The organism is Bifidobacterium pullorum subsp. saeculare (genome assembly GCF_016899725.1).
Lineage (GTDB): Bacteria > Actinomycetota > Actinomycetes > Actinomycetales > Bifidobacteriaceae > Bifidobacterium > Bifidobacterium pullorum_C.
This window is the reverse complement of the sequence record NZ_JACLYU010000001.1, coordinates 249,034-268,022: the sequence shown is the minus strand read 5'-3', so window position 1 is coordinate 268,022 and position 18,989 is coordinate 249,034. Positions and strand designations below refer to the sequence as shown.

The window sequence follows — 18,989 nt, the reverse complement described above, 5'->3', positions numbered from 1 at the left end:
CTTTCCCGGCGGCTTCGGGCGGTCGCTGCCCGGCCTCGCCCCCGTTCGGAGGCCTCCCGCTTGCCCTGCGCCTTCGGCGCGCCCGCCCCTTCGGGGCCCCGTACGGTCACGGTGCCGGGCCAACGACCATCCTCGTCGTGCGCCGTTTCCCGCTTAGCCGGACGCCCCCCAACACGCGCATAAGAAAAACCGGCCCCGTAGGACCGGTTTCGTAAATTGTTCTGTTCACCTCCTATTGCATCAGGTCCTGCTCGACCTGTTCCAGCGTGGACATGGACGCCCAGCGCACGTAGGGGTTCGGCGCGGGCTTGGGTTCCGTCGGTTTGAGGCGGGCGAGCTCCTGTTGCGCGGTTTCCGGGCTCATGTAGTAGAACCGCACGGCCTGCGTATGTCCGTCTTCGCCTTGTACGACGGCGCCGCCACGGCGGGAGGCGGGGATTTCGGTCGGCGAGGGGTCGCCGTCGGGAATGGTGCCAAGCACTGCCTTGGCGGCTTCGGCGGTGGTCACACGGAACGCGAGCCGCATGGCGGCGTTGTCGCGGATAGCGGTCGGCAAGGCTTCGCTTGTGGGCTTTTGGGTCAGGAGCAGGCAGCACCAACCGGCCGACCGGCCCTTTTTCACGAGGTCGGTCACAGCCCGAACGCAACGGGCGACCGCCGCTTTGCCGTCCTTGTCAAGACCCGTCGCATCGAAGTAGGTTTGGCATTCGTCGATTACGACCAAGTGGAACGGATGCTCGCTGGACGGTCCACCATGCCAGAAATCAGGGTCAGTGCCCCACGGGTGCCCGCGCAAGTCACGGCGCATCTCCGTGTCCAGCTTTTCCAGCCGGTCAGCGACCGCCCCAATGTCACCATCGTCTTGGTAGAAGCTTGCCGCCGCCTCGCGTGCCCACTCCCAATCGGCGCCACCCTTGCCGTCGAACACGAACACGCGCGCACGGTCAGAGGCGAGGAGCGGGGCTACAAGGTCGATGGCACCGGCGCTTTTGCCGGCTCCGGGGACGCCGCCGACGACAATGCCCGAGGTCTGGGCGAACGACAATGTAGCGGGAGAACCGTCCCCGGTCACGCCGTAGCGCACCATCGTGCCGTTCCACGGCTTGAGATGGGCCAACTCGTGCACGTCGTCCAGCGGGTCCTCGGGCAGGTCGCGGTAGTAGCGGATTGTCCACCGGCCGGGGCTCTCCGGGGTCACGGTCACGGTCACGCACCGCATAGCGCCTAGGGCCTCTTCGCACACGCGGGTCACGGTCTCAGTGGTCACACCGGCGACCCCACAATCAAAGGACAGCTTGGTCTCGCCGTCCTTATATACGGTCACGTCCGCCCGGTAGTCGCGGGAGCCAATAGGCCTCAAACCAATCACACGCTCCACGAAATAAGTAGCTGACTTCTTGCTTGTCCGGTAGCGCCACGAAACAAGCCAGGCACCGAGGGGAAGCAGGACGCGGGCAGGGCGGACGAACAGGGCGAGGGCGAGGATCACGAGTGTGGTCGCGGCCCAAGTCATGCCGTCAATGTGAGCCAAATACCACCACGTCCACACAGACGTAGCGATGGCACATGTGAACGCGCGGCGGCCTTTCTCCTCCGGGTCGTAAATCCCGGTCCAGAGGGGCCATATCATGAGGGCCGCCACGACTAGGGCGGCGAGGATAGCGAGCATATTTTCCATGGGAACCTCCAAATAAAAGAGGGGCCGGTCATGGCGACCGACCCCTAGAAAAACTCAGTGAAAGGAGAGAGCGTTTGGAACCGGCACATACGATTCCGCGTCCGTATCAATCGATCTAGTCCAAGAGGCTTCGCAGTGCATCGCGTCAGGGGGGCACCGCAAGGCCGAGACTGAACTGTCCGTGTCCGTGTCAACGGTGGGGGTCGGGGTCATGCCCCCGATGAGCAGGCCGAGCACAAACACGGCCACGGTCACGGCGATACCGGTACACACGGCGATGATGCGCAAGCACACCTTCGTCTTCTGGACATCGGTCAGGCTGCGCCACCATTGACGGGGCGTCTTACGCGGCGTGTGCGGGGTCGGTGAGGCCACGGTTCACCACCTCCCGTGTCATGGCGCTAAAGCTCACGCCGGCGGCTTCGGCCTGCTGCGTGATCGCGGTCCACATGCTCGCGGGCATGAGCACGGTCACCGGAATCAGCGGCAACGACTTGTCGGCTTCGGTCACTTGAGGTCACCTCCCGCCGGGTTCGGCCGCGTGTCCACCGCGTCAGCCGAGTAGCTGATGCCATTGCGGCCTTCCATCGCCCACGGGATGGCCATGAGTCGCACGAAGTGCACGGGCTTGAGCGGTGTGATCGTGGGTGCGGTCTTGGCGTAGACTTTGACGGGCACGACGGCCGCGCTGTGACGGTCGTCATCCTCGTAGGGCAGGAGCATGACCTGCACCTCCCACTGCGGCGTTCCATCGTCCCGTGTCTTCTGCGACCGGGTTCGCGTCTCGGGGTCGTAGGTCTCGACCGGTTCGACGCCTACACCCAGCGCCTGCGCAGCCATATGGTCGAAATTCACCGGGAGCGGGCCAAAAGAGGTCCAGCCGCCGTTTTGCCTTGCCATGGGAATCCTCCCATTCTCCCGGAATTCCAACGGTTTCCGGGTCCACCGAGGCCCCTCCTTAGAGGCCTACCTAGGAACGTATGCAAGGAGAAAATCGTGTTGTACGGGCTAACGCGGGGAAAGTAGGAAAAACTCGGTCAGGCGGGTCTAAAACGTTGGAATTCCGCCATTCTCTCGGCGTGTCGCGGGTCCGGTAGGGCCGCCTTCGGCGGCATCATCGCCACCGCCTAGTCATCGCCGCTTCGCGGACGGGTCATGGGAGGGCTCGGCATCGGGGCTCCGGGGCTTGTGCACGCCCCTATGCCCCTGCTGCCGGCCATGCCCGAGTCCATGCCGGCCGAGCCTAAACCGGCGCCGGGTCACCAGTGCGTACGTCCAGCCGCGTCCCCGGTCGCCTCCCGTCGCCGGTCCATGGGCAGAACCAAGTCACCGCCGCTCCCGCGGCCGGGTCATGGGAGGGCTCGGCATCGGGGCTCCGCCCCTGCTGCCGGCCATGTCGGCGCATGCGCGCCGCGCGGGCATCGAGCACGGTCAATCGCGGCCCTAGTGACCGGGAGCACCGGGCCCAAACGCCTCCGGCGGGGTCATGGCGGCGCATGCACGCCGCGAGCCGGCACCTATATTGGCACCTAAACCGAGGACACAGGCGGACACGAGCGGACATACCGAACAACTTGTGCATGTTGTCAAATCGGCGCCACGAAGCGGTTTTCGGCATGAAAAAAGGGCCCCGGCGTTTCCGCCGGGACCCTATCCGTGGAGCTGCGGGGAATTGAACCCCGGTCCGGTGACCGTACCCTCAGTCTTCTACGTGCGTAGTCTGCTGGCCTTGCGGCTATTTCCCTGCCCCCGGGTCTGTCGCAGACAACCGCCGGCGGGCACGACCACAGTAAAAGTCCCGGCGCAGCCCTGTGGCGCGGCTACGCAAGCAAGTCCTGAAAACGACGCCCGATCTTCACCCCAGGACGAGGTCAAGCGGACGGAGCGGCTGCTCGCTGGTTAATCCCGAGCGCGAAGCATCAGGCAGCGAGAGCGAACTCAGTGCGATTGGATTTGGCACTTATTGGTGTGCAGGGGTCATCCACGAGCGGACCCTGCGTTCTCGGCACGCTTCCCTGCGACGAACAGGTCACCGTCGAAACCGATCAGCCCCATGTTCAGTTATCAAGCCCCGGCTGTCCGGCCGGACACCTCACTATACCTCGCCGCGCGCCGCCACGCCACTTTCGCGCCGGGCGTGATGGCCCACGGTGCGGTGGGTTGCCCACCATGCGGTGCCCCCACCATGCGGTGGCCCGGAATTCCAACGATATACGGCACCGCACCGTGGGCAAACCACCGCACCGTGGGCGGACCACCGCATGGTGGGCGGACCACCGCATGGTGGGCTAGGCTTGGGCTCATGAGAATCGTCGTGCAACGCGTATCCAGCGCCAGCGTGGACGTGGTCAATGACCTCGGCACCCCGGACGTCACCTTCGAGCCCCAGCAGATCGGCCCCGGCCTGCTCGTCCTGGTCGGCGTGACCGACACGGACACCGATGTCCAGGTCTCCTGGGTGGCGCACAAGCTGCTCAACCTGCGCATCTTCGAGGACGGGCAGGGCCGTATGAACCGTTCGGTGCAGGACGTGGGCGGCGAGATCCTGTCGATCTCCCAGTTCACGCTGTTCGCCGACGTGCGCAAGGGCAACCGGCCGAGCTTCGTCGCCGCCGGAGAACCGGAGCACGCCGACCTCATGTGGATCAAGCTCAACGAGGCGCTGCGCTCCGGCGGCGTGCCGGTGCGCGAGGGGCGCTTCGGCGCGCATATGCGCGTGGGTCTGGTCAACGACGGCCCGGTGACCATCGCCTTCGACACCGCCGAACTCGGTGTCTGAGCCGGCCGCCGGCGTCTGATGGGGTTCCGCCGGCGCTATCGGAGCACGGGCCGGTTCGGCGCGGACACATCCACCTCGTGCTTGTCACCGATGACCTTCGGGTCGGCGAGGATCGTGTCCACGATGGCCTGCTTGAGCTTGAGGTCGCTGGCGTCGCCCCAGACCACGGTGTGCGCGCCGCCGTCGAGCTCGGTTCTGACCGCGTCCTGCGTCTCGGCGGTGACCTTGGTGATTCTGGCGCGCATCGACTCGGGCAGCGCGTCGAGCACTTTGAGCGCCGTCTTGACGGACCGTCCCTTGAGCGCGTGGTCCACGTCCTTGACTTCGATGACGGGCACGCCGGCGGTGTCGGCGCCGCGCACGGAGTTGAGCACACGTCCCCGGGCGTCCACGGCGGTGAGCGCGTCATCCCCCGCCTTGAGCATCGCGGCGGGCCGCTGCGCGGTGATGGCCACGTCCACGCCGTGCGGGAAGCGGCGGGTCACCTCGGCTTTGGTGACGCCGGGGATGGCGCCCATGCGTTCGGTCATCGAGGCAGTGTCGAGCAGCAGCAACGACCGGCCCGCCTGCTCGCCGACGATGCCTGTGATGTCCGTGGCGCTCACCCATTCGTTCGCGCCGGTGACACGGATCTGCGAAGCCTCGAGCCTGAGCGCCGGTGAAAGGAACAGCAGCCAGGCCAGTGCGGCGAGGGCCGCCGCGGCCGCCACGATCGCCGCGACGCGCAGCGCCATCGCCCGCAGGCGCGCGCGCCGGCGTTCTTTGAGCCGTGCCTTGAAGTCGACGACCTTGGGACGGGTGGCCAGGCCGAGCGCCCCCTCGCTTTCCGCGAGGGTTTTGGCGACGATGTCCTCGCTGTCGAGGGCTCGGGCGTCCACGAACTGGCCGGAGGCCGAGCGGCTGGGATGCCGCTGGGACGGGTCGTGGGAGCGGGTGCTGCGCGCGACGCGTCCGCCGCCCTGCGGCGGCACGGTCACGGCCGGCGCATCGGACGGCTTCGGCCCGTGGCCGTATTTGGGCAGTCTGGCCTGGCCTGACGAGGTTCGGCGCGCGCCGGTCCGGCCGGCGGGCGCCTTGCCGCGTCCGTGTGGCGAGCCGGAGCTGACGACGCGTCCGGCCATCAGGCGCAGGCCTCGCGGTGCGCGGCCAGCGCGGTGAGGAGCACGGGGCCCATGTCGGTGATGTCGCCGGCGCCGACGGTGAGGATGACATCGCCGTGGTGGGCGCGCATCGCCATCATCCGGGCGGCCAGGTGCATGTCGTCGACGGCCTGAATCCACCCCTGGGCCGGCTCGTGCGGCACGTCGGCGGCGGCCTTGACGATCGTGGCGGCAGTCACGTCCGGGAAGTCCGCCTGCCGTTCGCGGGCGGGGAAGATGCCGGTGACGATGACGTCGTCGGCCTTGGCGAGCGCCTCGGCGAACTCGTGGGCGAAGAACCGGGTGCGGGAGAACAGGTGCGGCTGGAAGAGCACGCGCAACGTCGCATCCGGGTAACGGCGGCGGGCCGCGTCGAGCAGGGCGGCGATCTCGGTGGGATGGTGGGCGTAGTCGTCGACGACAGTGACCTGCTTGACGGTGCCCCGCACCTGGAAGCGGCGGGCGGCGCCGTGGAAGTCCGAGGCGGCTCGGGCGCAGGCGGCCGGGTCGGCGCCGAGCAGCGCGGCGGCGACCAGCGCGGCCGTGGCGTTGCGCGCGTTGTGCAGGCCGGGCACGGCAAGCGTCACCGGCAGCAGGTCACGGCCCGCCTCGTCGGCCACGGCCGCGCCGGTGGCGGCGCCCAGGCCGGCAACCACGAAGCATTCGGCACCCGAGCCGGAGCGCTCGGATTCGGACAGGATGCGCACCAAGGCGGCGCCGTTGAGGTCGCCCAGCGCCTCGCTGTCCTGGGTCGAATAGGCGATGACGCGGCCGGCCACGTCGGCCGGCAGCGCGCGCAGCACGCCGAGCGCGCCCTCGTCGTCCACGCAGACGACGGCATGGCCAGTGGCGTGGCCGAGGTGCCGGACGAAGGCGGCGTGGTAGTGGGCGGCGTCGCCGTAGTGGTCGAGATGGTCGGGTTCGGCGTTCGTGACGATCGCGATCTCGGGATGGTATTTGAGGAAGCTGCCGTCGGATTCGTCGGCCTCGGCGACGAGCACGGCCCCGTGGCCGGCGTGCCCGCCATCAATCGTGGTGCCGTCGGGGCCCTGGATGGCGCCGCCGATCGCATAGCTGGGGTCGGCGAGCGGGCCGGTGCCGGCGTGGCGCAGGATGTGCGCGAGCAGGGAGCTGGTGGTGGTTTTGCCGTGGGCGCCGGCCACGGTGACGGCGCGGCGGCCGTGCATGAGCAGCGCGAGGATGTCGGAGCGGTGGACGATGCGCGCGCCGGCCGTGGCGGCGGCGACGATCTCCGGATTGTCCGGCTTGATGGCGCTGGAGTAGACGACGGTGGCGGCGCCGGCCACGTTCTCAGCGCGCTGGCCGAGGAACACGGTGACGCCGAGCGCCTCCAGGCGCGCGGTTTTGGCGTTGGCCTCGCGGTCGGAGCCGGTGACCTCGACGCCTCGCTCGTGCAGCATCTCGGCGAGCACGGACATGCCGGCGCCGCCGATGCCGATGAAGTGGGTGCGGCCCAACCCCTCCACGCCCTCGTCGGGGCCGAAGGCGGCCCGCGTGGGGTCGAGCACGATGGGTTCGCTTGCAGTGGTGTCGACGTGCGTCACAGATGCTCCTGACGGTCGGTTGGTTGCGGAGCCGCGGTACCGCGGTCCCCCGGGTTCATGATTATAGGAGCGCCGCCGGGGCCATCGCCCCGCTCAGCCCCGGCGCGCCAGGTCGAGCGTGCGGCGTGCCATGGTCTCGGCGGCGTCGCGGATGCCGTAGTCCCAGGCCTTGCGGCCCATCGCGGCGAGGCGGTCGGCGTCGGCGAGCAGGCCGGGCACATGCGCGCGCACCCAGTCGGCGGTCATGTCGGCGTCGGCGACCATGATGCCGCCGCCGGCGTCCACGACGGGCTGCGCGTTGAAGCGCTGCTCGCCGTTGCCGATGGGCAGCGGCACATACACGGCGGGCAGGCCGAGCGCGGTGAGTTCGCTGACCATGCCGGCGCCGGAACGGCAGATGATGAGGTCGGCGCAGGCGAAGGCCAGGTCGATGCGCTCCAGGTATTCAGCGGCGTGGTAGTCGCCGGCGTGGGCGGATTCGGCGCCGATGCCGGCGAGCGCGGCCTCGCCGACGCGTCCGGCGACGATCCGGCGTACCTCATCGAGCTTGCCCCGGCCGGTCAGGTGGATGACCTGGGCGTGTTCGAGCAGGTCGTCGGCGGCGGAGGCGACGGCACGGTTGAGACTCACGGCACCGAGGGAGCCGCCGGTGACGAGCACGATGGGCTGGTCGGCGCCCACGCCCAGCGCGGCGGCGCCTTCGCGGCGGGCGGCGGCGCGGTCGGATTCGAGCTTGCCGACGAGCCGGGCGATGGCCGGGCGCAGCGGCAGGCCGACCCGTTCGATTCGGGCGCCGTCCTTGGCGGCCTTGAGGCCGCAGCCTTCGTAGACGACGCCGATGTAGTCGGCCCAGCGGGCGCCGAGCTTGTTGGCCATGCCGGCGCGCGCGTTGGACTCGTGCAGCGCCACGGGCAGGCCCATGGCGTGGGCGGCCGCGTACACGGGGGCGGCCGCGTAGCCACCGAAGCCGACGACGACGTCCGCCTCGCGGCTGCGCAGGATCTGCTTGACGTGCGCGGTTTCGCGGCGCCAGCGGACGGGGAAGCGCAGCGCGTCCAGATCGGGGCGGCGTGGGAACGGCACCTTCTCGATGGTGTCGAGTTCGTAGCCGGCGGCGGGCACGAGCCGGGACTCCAGGCCGACCTGGGTGCCGATGACGCTGATCCGCGCCTCGGGGTCGATGGCGCGGATGGCGTCGGCGACGGCGAGCAGCGGGTTGACGTGGCCCGCGGTGCCGCCTCCGGCGAGGACGATATGGGGATGGATGTGTGCGGCCTGGTTCATAAGCGCCCAGTGTAGTTCACTCGCGCGAGGAATCGGCCTTGATCTCCGGCTGACGCCGCATCATGCCGATGGCGACGCCGGCGCCGGCCAGGCACATGACCAGCGAGGAACCGCCGGCGGAGACGAAGGGCATGGGCACGCCGAACACGGGGAACACGCCGACGACGACGCCGATGTTGACCAGCGCCTGGCCGACGATCCACACATCCAGCGTCATGAGCACCATCGAGGCGTAGCGGTCGGCGATGGCCAGGGCCACGCGGATGAGGCACCAGCCGATGACGACGAACAGCAGGATGACGGCGGCGCAGCCGAGGAATCCGAGTTCCTCGCCGATGATCGCGAAGATGAAGTCGTTGTGTGCCTCGGGCAGGTAGCTCCATTTCTCGCGGCTGTTGCCCAGGCCCAATCCCAGGAATCCGCCGGAGGCCATTGCGTAGCGGGCGTGCGTGGCCTGGAAGCAGATGCCCTGGGCGTCGTCGCCGGAGCAGCCCACATAGGTGGCGAGGATGCGGTTGCGGCGGCTGGGGCTGGCCATGATGAGCCCGGTCACGGCCGCGCCCATCACGATGGCGCCCAGTCCCAGCCATTTGCCCGGGAATCCGCCGATGAGGAAGGCGGCGCCGCCGATGAAGATGATGATGATCGCGGTGCCCAGGTCCTTGCCGCCGAGCACCAGCAGCAGGCAGGCGACGAACATGGCCAGCGGCAGGGCGTAGGCCTTGGGCCAGCCGACTTTGCGGGCGCGTGCGGCGGCGGCGAGCAGTGCGGCGGGCAGCCAGATGCACAGCGCGAGCTTCATCGCCTCAGCGGGCTGGAAGCTGTGGCCGGCCACGAAGATCCAGCCGGAGTTGCCGTTCTTCGAACGGCCGAGCGCGGTGAAGGTGAGCGTCTGCAGGAACATCGAGGCGAGCACGAGCACGAAGCCGATCCGGCGGTAGATGGACAGCGGCAGCATCGCGCAGATGAGGCCGAGGGCGAGCCCGCCGACGCAGAACAGGCCCTGCTCGAGCAGGTCCGTGGTCGGGTCGCCGCCGCTGGCCGCGGTGGTGGCGGCCGAGCTGGAGTACACCATGACCAGCCCGATCACGGTGAGCACGGCCACGGCCATGCGGAAGCCGTGGTAGCACCACAGCGGGTTGAGCATGCCGCGCCAGCCCTCGTATCGGCCGCGCGTGGCGGCGGGGCCGTCCGCGGCGCCGTGCGCGCCGCCCTGCCCGGCGCCGCCGCGATGGGATGCGGCGACGCGGGGCGTGGTCTCACCGCGCGCCATGGGCGGCTGCCCAGCGTCCGGCGGCGTCGGCGAACCGGGCGCCACGGTCGGCGTAGGAGGCGAACTGGTCCATCGAGGCGCAGGCGGGCGCCATAAGCACCACGTCGCCGGGGCCGGCCTGGCTGGCGGCGGCCTCGACGGCGCGGTCCATCACCGTGGCACCGTCGAGCGCGGCCCCGTGCTCCTCGGCGTCGATGACGGTAAGCGGAATGCCGGGCGCGGAGGCGGCGAAGGCGTCGAGCATGGGCTGGGGGTCGCGGCCGATGACGACGGCGGCCTTGATGGTGTGCGCCTGGTCGGCGACGAGCCGTTCGAAACGGCTGCCCTTGGCCAAGCCGCCGCAGATCCAGACGACGGACTTCCTCGGGAAGCTGGACAGGGAGGCGCGGGCGGCGTGCGCGTTCGTGGCCTTGGAATCGTCCACGAAGCGAATCGTACCGCCGTCCACTGTGGCGGTGGCGACGGTGGCGATGCGGTGACCGCCGGGCGTGAACGCCTCGAGCGCCGCGACGCAGTCCTTGGGGTCCGCGCCGTAGCCGAGGGCGAGGGCGAGGGCGGTCAGGGCGTCGGCGAGCAGATGCGGGTAGACGGTGCCGTCGGGCTCGGTCAGATGCGGCAGGCCCTTGACGCGCACCAGGCGCGTGGCCTCGCCGGGCTCGCCGCCGGCCACGCCGGACATGTCGACGATCCATCCGTTCTTGACGCCAATCTGGCCTGGCCAGGGTTCGGCGAGCGTGAAGCCGATGCGCCGGCAGCCGGGGGCGGTGCGGGCGCGGCGGGCCAGCATGGTGACGCGCTCGTCCTGCGCGTTGTACACCAGCGCCTTTGTCACGCCGTGGAACACCTTGGACTTGTCGGCGGCGTAGTTCTCGATGCCGCCGTGCCAGTCGAGGTGGTCGTCGGCGATGTTGGTGATGGCCGCGCAGTCGAGGCGCAGCGAGTCGGTGAAATGCAGCTGGAAGGAGCTCAGTTCCACGCACAGCGCGTCATGCGCGGGGTTGGTGGCGCAGCGCGACAGGCTCATCGCCATGTTCCCGGAGGCGATGTTGCCGGCGCAGGGGGCGTCCAGTCCGCAGGCGGTGAGCATGCCGGAGACCATCTCGGTGGTGGTGGTCTTGCCGTTGGTGCCGGTGATGCCGATCCAGCCGGCCGGTTCGCCGGTGCGCGCGTTCGGCACGCGCAGCCGCCAGGCGAACTCGACCTCGCTCATCACCGGGATGCCGCGGCGCTGGGCCTCGAGGATGAACGGCGTGCGCGGGTTGAACACCGGGGAGGTCATCACATAGTCGACGCCTTCCCAGTCCACGTCGTCGAAGGACGCGAGGTCGGCGCCGGGTTTGCGCTCGTCCACGCCAATGACCTTCACGCCGCGTTCGCGCAGCACCTCGACCAACGATGTCCCGGATACGCCGAGGCCTGCGATCACCACGGTCTTGCCTGCGATGTCCATATGTTCGCTCCCCTTGCCTTAAGCATGCATCCGTACGCCGGGTGCCTGCGTTCCGTTCACACTTCGTACCGCACCGATGTTACGTCAGCCGAACAGCAGCCCGGAGCGCGCCGCCCAGTCGCCGTAGAACACGACGAGGGCGAGCAGCACGAATCCGAACTCGATCATCCAGAAACGCACCACGACCTTCGACTCCTGCCATCCGCACAGCTCGAAATGATGGTGGATGGGCGCCATCTTGAACACGCGCTTGCGCGTCATCTTGAAGTAGCCCACCTGGATGACGTCGCTCATCGCCTCGATCACGTACAGGCCGCCCAGGATGACGGCGAGGAACTCGGTGTGGGTGGCGATGGACAGCGCGGCGAACAGGCCGCCCAGGGCCAGCGAGCCGGTGTCGCCCATGAAGATCTGCGCGGGGTTGGTGTTGTACCACAGGAAGCCGAAGCAGGCGACGGCGGCGCACACCGCGATGATGGTCAGGTCGAGCGGGTCGGAGACGGCGTAGGAGAAGCCGCCATGCTCACCGCCCTTGATGTGGTAGCTCTCCCAGAACGCGATGATGGCGTAGCCGGCGAAGGAGATCATCGAGGAGCCGGCGGCCAGACCGTCGAGGCCGTCCGTGAGGTTCACGGCGTTCGTCCACGCGGTCATCAGGAAGTTCACCCACACCACAAACAGCACAATGGCCACCACGCGGCCGGCGAATTCGAAGTTGAGGAACGGGGTCTCGATGAAGCTCATGCCGGGCTGGGCGCTGGGGAAGCCGGATTTGGTAGGCACCAGCAGCGCGAGCACCGCGTACAGCGTGGCGAGGATGAACTGGCCGATGAACTTGCCGGCCACCGTCAGACCCTCGTTCTGCTTCTTGCGCACCTTGGCGAAGTCGTCGATGAAGCCGAGCATGCCCATCGACAGCATCGCGAAGAGCACGAGCACCGCCGACCAGGACGGCACGTCGCCGCTGCGCAGGAAACGGTAGAGCGCGGAGGCGGCCCAGCCGAGCACGATGGCGAGGTTGATGACCACGCCGCCGAGCGTGGGGGTGCCGCGCTTGACCTGGTGCGACTTGGGCCCGTCCTGGCGGATGTACTGGCCGTAGTGCAGCTTGTGCACGAGCTTGATGAGCAGCGGCGTGCCGGCGAGCGTGACGGCCAGCGACACGAGCATTCCGATGATGAGCGCGATCACCCTGTTGGCTCCTCTTCCTGTTGTCCTCTTCTTGACGTCCGTCGATCCGGCCTGCGGCCGGCCCGCCTCAGGCGGCGGGTTCCTCCCAGCGCCGCGCCAGCGAGGCCAGGCCCGAGGCATGCGACCCCTTGAGCAGCACGACGGTGCCCGCGTGGGCGCGCGCCAGCTCGGTGACGATGGCGTCGGCCGCGTCGATGCCGTCCACACAGTCTACCGATACGCCGGCATCCGCGCCGGCCTGGCGGGCGCCGTCCGCCAGATCGGCGGCGAGGGCGTCGAGCCCGTCGGTGCCGTTGCCCACGGCGACGATGTGGTCGATGCCCAAGCCGGCCGCGTAGGCGCCGATGCCGCGGTGGAGCGCGGCCTCGTCGCCGCCGAGCTCGAGCATCGCGCCGAGCACGGCCACGCGGAAGGGCCGGCGGGCGGCGCCGCGGCCCCACCGGGCCAGGCCGTCGAGGCCGGCGCGCATCGAATCGGGGTTGGCGTTGAAGGAATCGTCGATCAGCGTGAACGCGGCGCCGCCGCGCGCCACCGTGGAGACGGCCATGCGGTGGGGGCTGATGGTCCGCTGGCTGGCCAGGCAGGCGGCCACATCAGCCAGCGGCAGTCCGAGCGTGTGGGCGGCGCTGGCCGCGGCCAGCGCATTCATCACGTTGTGGGCGCCGGGGATGGCGAGTGTGACGTGGCCGCTCTGGCCGTCCGCGGCCACGAGGTCGAAGGAGGCGCGGTCGGCGTCGTCGGTGGCCACGGCCTCGGCGTGCAGCCAGTCGCGGCCGAAGTTCGCCGGGGCGATGCCGAAGAAACGCACCTCGCCGGGGGCGAGGCCGGCCATCGCCGCGACATGCGGGTCGTCGGCGTTGAGGATGGCCATGCCGCCAGGTACCAGGCCGCGCACGATCTCGGACTTGGCCTGGGCGATGCGTTCGACGGAGCCGAACTCGCCGAGGTGGGCGACGCCCACCTTGAGCACGATCGCGATGTCGGGCGGGGCGATGCGGGTCAGGCCGGCGATCTCGCCGACATGGTTGGCGCCCATCTCGGCGACGAGGAAGCGGGTGTCCGGCCCCACCTGGCATGCGGTCAGCGGCAGGCCGATGTCATTGTTGAAGGAGCCGACCGGGGCGACGGTGCGCCCCATGCGGGCGAGCATCGTGGCCAGGAGGTCCTTCGTGGTCGTCTTGCCGACGGATCCGGTGAGCCCGACCACGGTGAACGGCGTCGCGCCGGCGGTCTGCGCGGCCTCACGGCGCAGCTCCAGGTTGCGCCGGGCGAGGCCGCCGAGCGCGGCCACGGTGTCGTCGACGACGATCTGTGCCAGCGGCGCGCCGTCGACCACATGGTCGACGAGGGCGCACACGGCTCCCCCAGCGGCCGCCTGGGCGAGGTAGTCGTGGCCGTCCACGCGTTCGCCCTTGATCGCGACGAACACGGCGCCGGGGCGCACCTGGCGCGAGTCGGAGACCGCGCTGTCGCACAAGGGGGCCTCGCCGGGGGTTCCCTCGAGGCGGCCCCCCACGGCTTCGGCCACCTGGCCGATGGTCATTCGCATCATCTTGGCTGTCCTTTCTGGCGGACCGATGGCGGTCAGTGCAGGTCCTGGGCGACGCGCAGCGCGTTGCGGATGTTGGCGCGGCGCACGCCGGCGGCCATCGCCATCGCGATGGCCAACGACAGGTGCCTCGGGTCAGGGCCGCCGGCGGAGGGTGGCACCAGCGCGGCCAGCGCGTCGGAGTCCGAGGTGCGGGCCACGGGCGCCCCGGACCGGGCGGCGCGGAAGCCGTAGCGTTCGGCGAGACGGCGCGCGTCCATGCCCAGGCTGCAGGCGCCGAGCACGTCCACGCTCACCGAGGCGAGCGCCTGGGGCGCCAGCGTGCGATCGTCGAGGCAGACCACCATCGCGGCGGCGCCGTCCTCGGCCGCGATGGCGAAGGCGCGTTGCGCGTCGAGCACGCCGACCGGATGGCGCAGCGTCAGCGCCCGGTCCAGCGAGCGCGATCCCGCGGCGGAGATCACGCCGACGGGGTTGCCGAGCATGTGCAGCAGCGTGGCGACCGCGCGGGCGGCGGCCTGGCCCTCCTCGGGGTCGCGGGCGGCGACGGCGAACACGGCGAGCACGCTGGCGGGGGCGCCCGTCATATCGGAGGCGAGCTTGCCGAGCTGGTCGGCGGTGGGCTCGCCGTAGAGCAGCGGGATGTCCGCGCCGTCGGCGGCGCCGCGCATCGCATGCGGCACGACGGCGGCGTACGCGCCGTGCCGCGCCGCCTCGGCCAGCCGGCCTGCGTCCACGGAGCCGGCGGGCAGATACAGTGCGCCGGACGCCACCGAGTCCACGCTGTCCGCCAGCGACGTGACCGTCACGGTGCGGGCGAACCGTGGGTCAAGATCCCAGCCGTACCGGTCGGCCAACGCGCCCAGCGTCATGCGCTGGGACACCGCCTCGCTCACTGCGCTCATCGGTCCGCCTTTCTCCTCGTCGCGTCCCCGTGCGGGGTGTTCCGCGTGCCATCGTAGCCCGCTGCCATGTCCCTGTCCGTCCCGTCCGATCCGACCATGCTCACCAGGTCATCGGCGCGGCGTCCTTGCGCGGCGCCGAGTTGGGCACTTGATACTTCTGCATGAGGAACTCGCCGATCTGCGCGACCAGCGAGCCGGAGGTGATGCCGCCGTAGGTGCCCGCCGGGTCCTGCATCGCCACGGTGATGACGAAGCGGGGGTTGTCGGCGGGGATGATGGCCGAGTAGTCGGCGACGATCGACGTGAGCCGGCCGTCGGGGCCGGCCACCTGGGCGGTGCCGGATTTGGCGGCGATGCGGTAGCCGGGCACGGAGGAGGTGCTCTTGTAGCTTTCGGCCACGTCCTCCATCGCGTCGAGCACCTGCGCGGCCACGGCCTCGTCCACCACGCGCGTGGCGCCGGTGTTGAGCACGCTTTCCTCCTTGCCGTTGGCGCCGGTGACGGACTTGACGATGGACTGGTCGTGGCGCACGCCCTTGTTGGCGATGGTGGCGACGGCGTTCGTCAGCTGCAGCGCGTTGACCGAGTAGCCCTGGCCGAAGAGGACGGTGTCCTTGGTGCGGCCGTCCCACTGCTCGGGGGAACACAGCACGCCCTGCGATTCGCCGGGCAGTCCCAGCGCGCTGGGCTGGCCGAAGCCGAACTTGCGCAGGAATTCGTAGCGCTGGTCGTTGGTGTAGTTCTCGGAGGCCATCACCATGCCCACGTTCGAGGAGTGGGCGACGATGCCGGTGAGCGTCCACCGCTCGGCGCCGTGCGGCGAGGAGTCCTGGAACTCCTGGCCGTGCCAGTCGATGCGGTCGGGCACGGTGAACTGGTCGGAGGCCTGGCGCGCGCCGGTTTGCAGCAGGCCGGCCATGGTGATGACCTTGCCCACGGAGCCGGGTTCGAAGCTCTGGGTGACGGCGCGCGAGGCGGTCATCTTCGCCTGGTCGCTGCCGGCTTCGATCTGGTCGCTGTCCTCCAGGGCGAGGATCTCGCCGGTGGCGGCGTCCTGCACGACGGCGATGGCCCATTTGGCGCCGAACTTGGCGACGCCGTCGGTGAGCACCTTCTTGACGTACCAGTCCACGTCGGCGTCGAGGGTGAGCGTGACGTCCTTGCCGTCTACGGCGTCCTTCTGGGCGGTGACGGTGCCGGGGATGACCTCGCCGCCGTTGCCGCGCTGGTAGATCATGTAGCCGTCGGTGCCGGTCAGCGTCCGGTCCTCGACTTTCTCGAGGCCGGCCACGCCGACGCCGGCGTCGTCCACGCCGCCGAGCAGGGAGCCCATGAGGGTGCCGTCCGCGTACACGCGTTCGCTGGACAGCTCGCCGTAGACGACGCCGGCCAGGTGCAGGTCGTCGATCCGGCGCTTGGTCTCGGGGGTAACGTCGCGTTTGATGACGACGTAGCGGGAGGTGCCGTCGAGCTTGGCGCCGAGCTCGAGCCGGTCGAGGCCGAGCACGGGGGCAAGCAGGCGCGCGACGGCCGCGGCGCCGGCGGCGCCCACCGGCTTGCCGTCGACGGCATGGCAGTAGCCGAGGGTCTTGGCTTCCTGCGATCCGCAGTCCACCGGTTTGAAGGTGGAGATGGACAGCGGGTCGCCGATGATGTTGTAGCGTTCCACGCTCTGGGCGAGCACGGTGCCGTTCGCGTCGAGGATGCGCCCCCGGCTGGCGGAGAGGACGACCTTCGAGGTGCGCGCGTTGGTGGCGGCCTGGGCGGTGGCGCGTCCCTCGACGAGTTGCATGGCCACGAGCTTGCCGAGGCATGCGATGGCGACGAGCGCGAGCGCCAGCCCCATGGCGATGCACCGCCTGGCGTAGGGGCCGCTATGGGAGATCAGTCGCATGAGCCGCTTCATTTCGCTCCGTCCGCCTTGGGGGGTTGGTATCCGTTGAGGTCGATGGTCACCGACGTGGACTGGGGCACCATGCCCAGGTCCGTGGCTTTCTGCGGCAGGGAGGCCTGCAGTTTGTCCAGCCGGGCCTGCTCCTCCTGCACGTCCTGGGTGAGCCGGCCGATGTTCGATTCGATGGCGCTCATCTCGAAGGCGTTGCTCACCATCTGGGTGCGTAGCATGAGCGCGCCGATGAGCGTGCCGACGAGGAAGGTGATCGCGACGGCCACGTGGACCATTGGAACGCTGCGTGCACGCACCCATCCCAGGGCGCGGCCGAGGCGCTGGACGACAAAGCGGCCCTCGGCGCGGCCGCCTTCCACGACGCGCAGTTCGGGACGCGCCTGCTCGGGGCGCGTCGGCGCGTCGGCGCGGCGGGGCGCCGGGGCGGCGGAGGACCGCGCGACACGCGCGGCATACGGCATGCCTGCCATCAGCGCCTCCTTCCGCGGGAGCCGGACCTGCCGGCGCGATCATGGCCGTCCCCGCCGCCGATGGCGATGGCGGAGGGGTCGGTCGCCTGTTCGGCGAAGCGGTGGCGCCAACGGCCGGGCAGCGGGCGCGTGAGCTCCACGGCGCGCAGGCGCACGGAGGCCGAGCGCGGGTTGGCGGCGATCTCCTGGGGGCCGGCCTTCATCGCACCGCGGGTGAGTTCCTTGAAATACGGCATCATGTCCGGCGGCACGACGGGCATGCCCTCAGGCACGTCGGCCTTGAGGCCCTGCGCCATGAAGGCCTTGACGGTGCGGTCCTCCAGCGAGTGGTAGGACTCGACGACGATGCGTCCCGCCGGCGCGAGCGCGAGCGCGGCCTGCGGCAGTGTGGCGGCGAGCTTGTCCAGCTCGCCGTTGACCTCGATGCGCAACGCCTGGAACACGCGCTTGGCGGGGTTGCCGGCCGGCCGGTGGGCCTGCGGCATCGCCTCGTCGACGAGACGGTTGAGCTCGGCGGAGGTCTCCAGGGGCCGGCCGGCCTCGCGGCGGCGGACGATGGCCCGCGCGATCGGGCGCGCATGGCGTTCCTCGCCGTAGACCTTGAGGATGCGGGCCAGGTCGGCCTCGCTGTATTCGGCGAGCACGCGGGCGGCGGTGAGCGGCTGGGTGACGTCCATCCGCATGTCGAGGGGGGCGTCCTGGGAGTAGGAGAAGCCGCGGTCGGTCTCGTCGATCTGCAGGCTGGAAAGCCCCAGGTCCATGAACACGGCGTCCACCTGCGCCACGCCCTGGTCGGCGAGCACGTCGCCCAAGGCGTCGAAGGCGGCGTGGACCGGCGTGAACCGGTCGGCCAGCCCCTCGCGTTCCAGGCGCTCGGCGGCCAGGCCGAGCGCCTCGGCGTCGCGGTCGATGCCGATGAGCCGGGTGTCCGGCGCGGCCTTGAGGAAGGCGGTGGCGTGGCCGGCCAGGCCCAACGTGCAGTCCACGATCACCGGGCGGCGTCCGTTGACGCGGTCCAGGCCTCCGGTGACCAGCGCCACGCATTCGTCGAGCATGACGGGACGGTGCACGCGCGCGGCCTGCCCGGCCACGTCGGCGGCGGTCTTGGCCTCCAGGCGTCCGCCCGCGCGGCGGGAGGCGGCAGCGAGCCGGGTCTCGTGGGCGATGCGCTCGGCCATCAGATCATCACCTCCGGCAGCACGTCGTCGCTGATGTCGGCGTAGCCCTGCTCCTGGTCGGCGAGGTAGGCCTCCCAGGCGGCGCGGTTCCAGATTTCGGCGCGGGTGCCCACGCCGATGACGACGATGTCGTCCCTGAGGTCGGCGTAGTCGCGCAGCATCTGCGGCACGAGCACGCGCCCCTGCTTGTCCGGGGTCTCGTCGGTGGCGCCGGACAGGAAGACGCGCAGGTAGTCGCGGGCGGCCTTGTTGCCCATCGAGGTGCGCTGGATCTGCATGGCGATGCGGCGGAACTCGCCGATGGGCAGCAGATACACGCAGCGCTCCTGGCCTCGGGCGAGCACGACGCCGTCGCCGAGCTGCGCGCGCAGCTTGGCCGGCAGGGCCATGCGGCCCTTGGCGTCGATCTTGGGGGTGTAGGTGCCCAGGAGCATCGGCGGCAGGGCTGCGGACATGCCGAAGGCGTTGGAATCGTCAGGATTCTGGTCCATGCCGCCACCTCCCTTCGCCGTATACATAAGACCACCGCGCCGCACTGTTCCACCACTGTACCCCACTTCCTGCCACACTCACCCACCCGGACACACTTTGTCCCCATTTACGGCGCCGCCCTCCCACCGTG

At 70.0% G+C, this 18,989-nt stretch carries 16 protein-coding genes and 1 other RNA gene; 1 reads left to right on the top strand and 16 read right to left on the bottom strand.

Features of this window, described 5'->3' with window-relative positions:
* Positions 1-232: 232 nt before the first annotated feature.
* The 4 genes from H7U32_RS01100 to ssrA all read right to left on the bottom strand — a co-directional run bounded on the left by H7U32_RS01100 (position 233) and on the right by ssrA (position 3,731).
* A complete protein-coding gene (locus H7U32_RS01100) occupies positions 233-1,678 on the bottom strand; it encodes a hypothetical protein (protein ID WP_204467261.1) in 1,446 nt (481 codons plus the stop codon).
* Positions 1,679-2,021: 343 nt separating this feature from the next.
* Positions 2,022-2,189: a hypothetical protein gene (locus tag H7U32_RS01095; protein WP_204467259.1), complete on the bottom strand. Its 168-nt coding sequence runs from the start codon at positions 2,187-2,189 to the stop codon at positions 2,022-2,024.
* Positions 2,186-2,518: a hypothetical protein gene (locus H7U32_RS01090; protein WP_204467258.1), complete on the bottom strand. Its 333-nt coding sequence runs from the start codon at positions 2,516-2,518 to the stop codon at positions 2,186-2,188. Before H7U32_RS01090 ends, H7U32_RS01095 begins: the two co-directional genes overlap by 4 nt.
* Positions 2,519-3,332: 814 nt before the next feature.
* Positions 3,333-3,731: a transfer-messenger RNA gene (gene ssrA, locus H7U32_RS01085) on the bottom strand.
* Between the two features lie 249 nt (positions 3,732-3,980).
* On the opposite strand from ssrA, the gene dtd reads away from it, so the two are divergent.
* Positions 3,981-4,457 carry a D-aminoacyl-tRNA deacylase gene (gene dtd / locus H7U32_RS01080; protein ID WP_204467256.1) on the top strand — a complete coding sequence of 159 codons (477 nt, stop codon included), beginning with the start codon at positions 3,981-3,983 and terminating at the stop codon, positions 4,455-4,457.
* Positions 4,458-4,492: 35 nt separating this feature from the next.
* Here dtd and H7U32_RS01075 read toward each other — a convergent pair whose 3' ends face one another.
* The 12 genes from H7U32_RS01075 to mraZ form a co-directional block, all read right to left on the bottom strand.
* Positions 4,493-5,578: a cell division protein FtsQ/DivIB gene (locus H7U32_RS01075; protein WP_204467254.1), complete on the bottom strand. Its 1,086-nt coding sequence runs from the start codon at positions 5,576-5,578 to the stop codon at positions 4,493-4,495.
* On the bottom strand, positions 5,578-7,161 hold the full coding sequence (murC, locus tag H7U32_RS01070; RefSeq protein WP_204467252.1) for a UDP-N-acetylmuramate--L-alanine ligase: 1,584 nt from the start codon (positions 7,159-7,161) through the stop codon (positions 5,578-5,580). The genes H7U32_RS01075 and murC overlap by 1 nt, the downstream gene beginning before the upstream one ends.
* Before the next feature lie 93 nt (positions 7,162-7,254).
* Positions 7,255-8,445 carry a UDP-N-acetylglucosamine--N-acetylmuramyl-(pentapeptide) pyrophosphoryl-undecaprenol N-acetylglucosamine transferase gene (locus H7U32_RS01065; RefSeq protein WP_204467250.1) on the bottom strand — a complete coding sequence of 397 codons (1,191 nt, stop codon included), beginning with the start codon at positions 8,443-8,445 and terminating at the stop codon, positions 7,255-7,257.
* Positions 8,446-8,461: 16 nt separating this feature from the next.
* Positions 8,462-9,592 (bottom strand): FtsW/RodA/SpoVE family cell cycle protein, encoded by a 1,131-nt coding sequence (locus tag H7U32_RS01060; RefSeq protein ID WP_204467382.1) that lies wholly within the window; start codon positions 9,590-9,592, stop codon positions 8,462-8,464.
* Positions 9,593-9,704: 112 nt separating this feature from the next.
* Positions 9,705-11,168 (bottom strand): UDP-N-acetylmuramoyl-L-alanine--D-glutamate ligase, encoded by a 1,464-nt coding sequence (gene murD, locus H7U32_RS01055; protein ID WP_204467249.1) that lies wholly within the window; start codon positions 11,166-11,168, stop codon positions 9,705-9,707.
* 84 nt (positions 11,169-11,252) lie between these two features.
* A complete protein-coding gene (mraY, locus tag H7U32_RS01050) occupies positions 11,253-12,359 on the bottom strand; it encodes a phospho-N-acetylmuramoyl-pentapeptide-transferase (RefSeq protein WP_204467247.1) in 1,107 nt (368 codons plus the stop codon).
* Positions 12,360-12,426: 67 nt separating this feature from the next.
* On the bottom strand, positions 12,427-13,911 hold the full coding sequence (locus H7U32_RS01045; protein ID WP_204467245.1) for a UDP-N-acetylmuramoyl-tripeptide--D-alanyl-D-alanine ligase: 1,485 nt from the start codon (positions 13,909-13,911) through the stop codon (positions 12,427-12,429).
* Positions 13,912-13,943: 32 nt separating this feature from the next.
* Complete coding sequence (locus H7U32_RS01040) at positions 13,944-14,813, bottom strand: UDP-N-acetylmuramyl peptide synthase (RefSeq protein ID WP_204467243.1); 870 nt, start codon at positions 14,811-14,813, stop codon at positions 13,944-13,946.
* 100 nt (positions 14,814-14,913) lie between these two features.
* Positions 14,914-16,719: a peptidoglycan D,D-transpeptidase FtsI family protein gene (locus tag H7U32_RS01035; RefSeq protein WP_204467241.1), complete on the bottom strand. Its 1,806-nt coding sequence runs from the start codon at positions 16,717-16,719 to the stop codon at positions 14,914-14,916.
* Positions 16,716-17,180 carry a hypothetical protein gene (locus tag H7U32_RS01030; protein WP_239457404.1) on the bottom strand — a complete coding sequence of 155 codons (465 nt, stop codon included), beginning with the start codon at positions 17,178-17,180 and terminating at the stop codon, positions 16,716-16,718. The genes H7U32_RS01035 and H7U32_RS01030 overlap by 4 nt, the downstream gene beginning before the upstream one ends.
* Before the next feature lie 8 nt (positions 17,181-17,188).
* Positions 17,189-18,244 (bottom strand): 16S rRNA (cytosine(1402)-N(4))-methyltransferase RsmH, encoded by a 1,056-nt coding sequence (gene rsmH / locus H7U32_RS01025; RefSeq protein ID WP_239457403.1) that lies wholly within the window; start codon positions 18,242-18,244, stop codon positions 17,189-17,191.
* Between the two features lie 122 nt (positions 18,245-18,366).
* Positions 18,367-18,858, bottom strand: a complete 492-nt coding sequence (gene mraZ, locus H7U32_RS01020; protein ID WP_204467237.1) for a division/cell wall cluster transcriptional repressor MraZ — start codon at positions 18,856-18,858, stop codon at positions 18,367-18,369.
* Positions 18,859-18,989 lie beyond the last annotated feature (131 nt).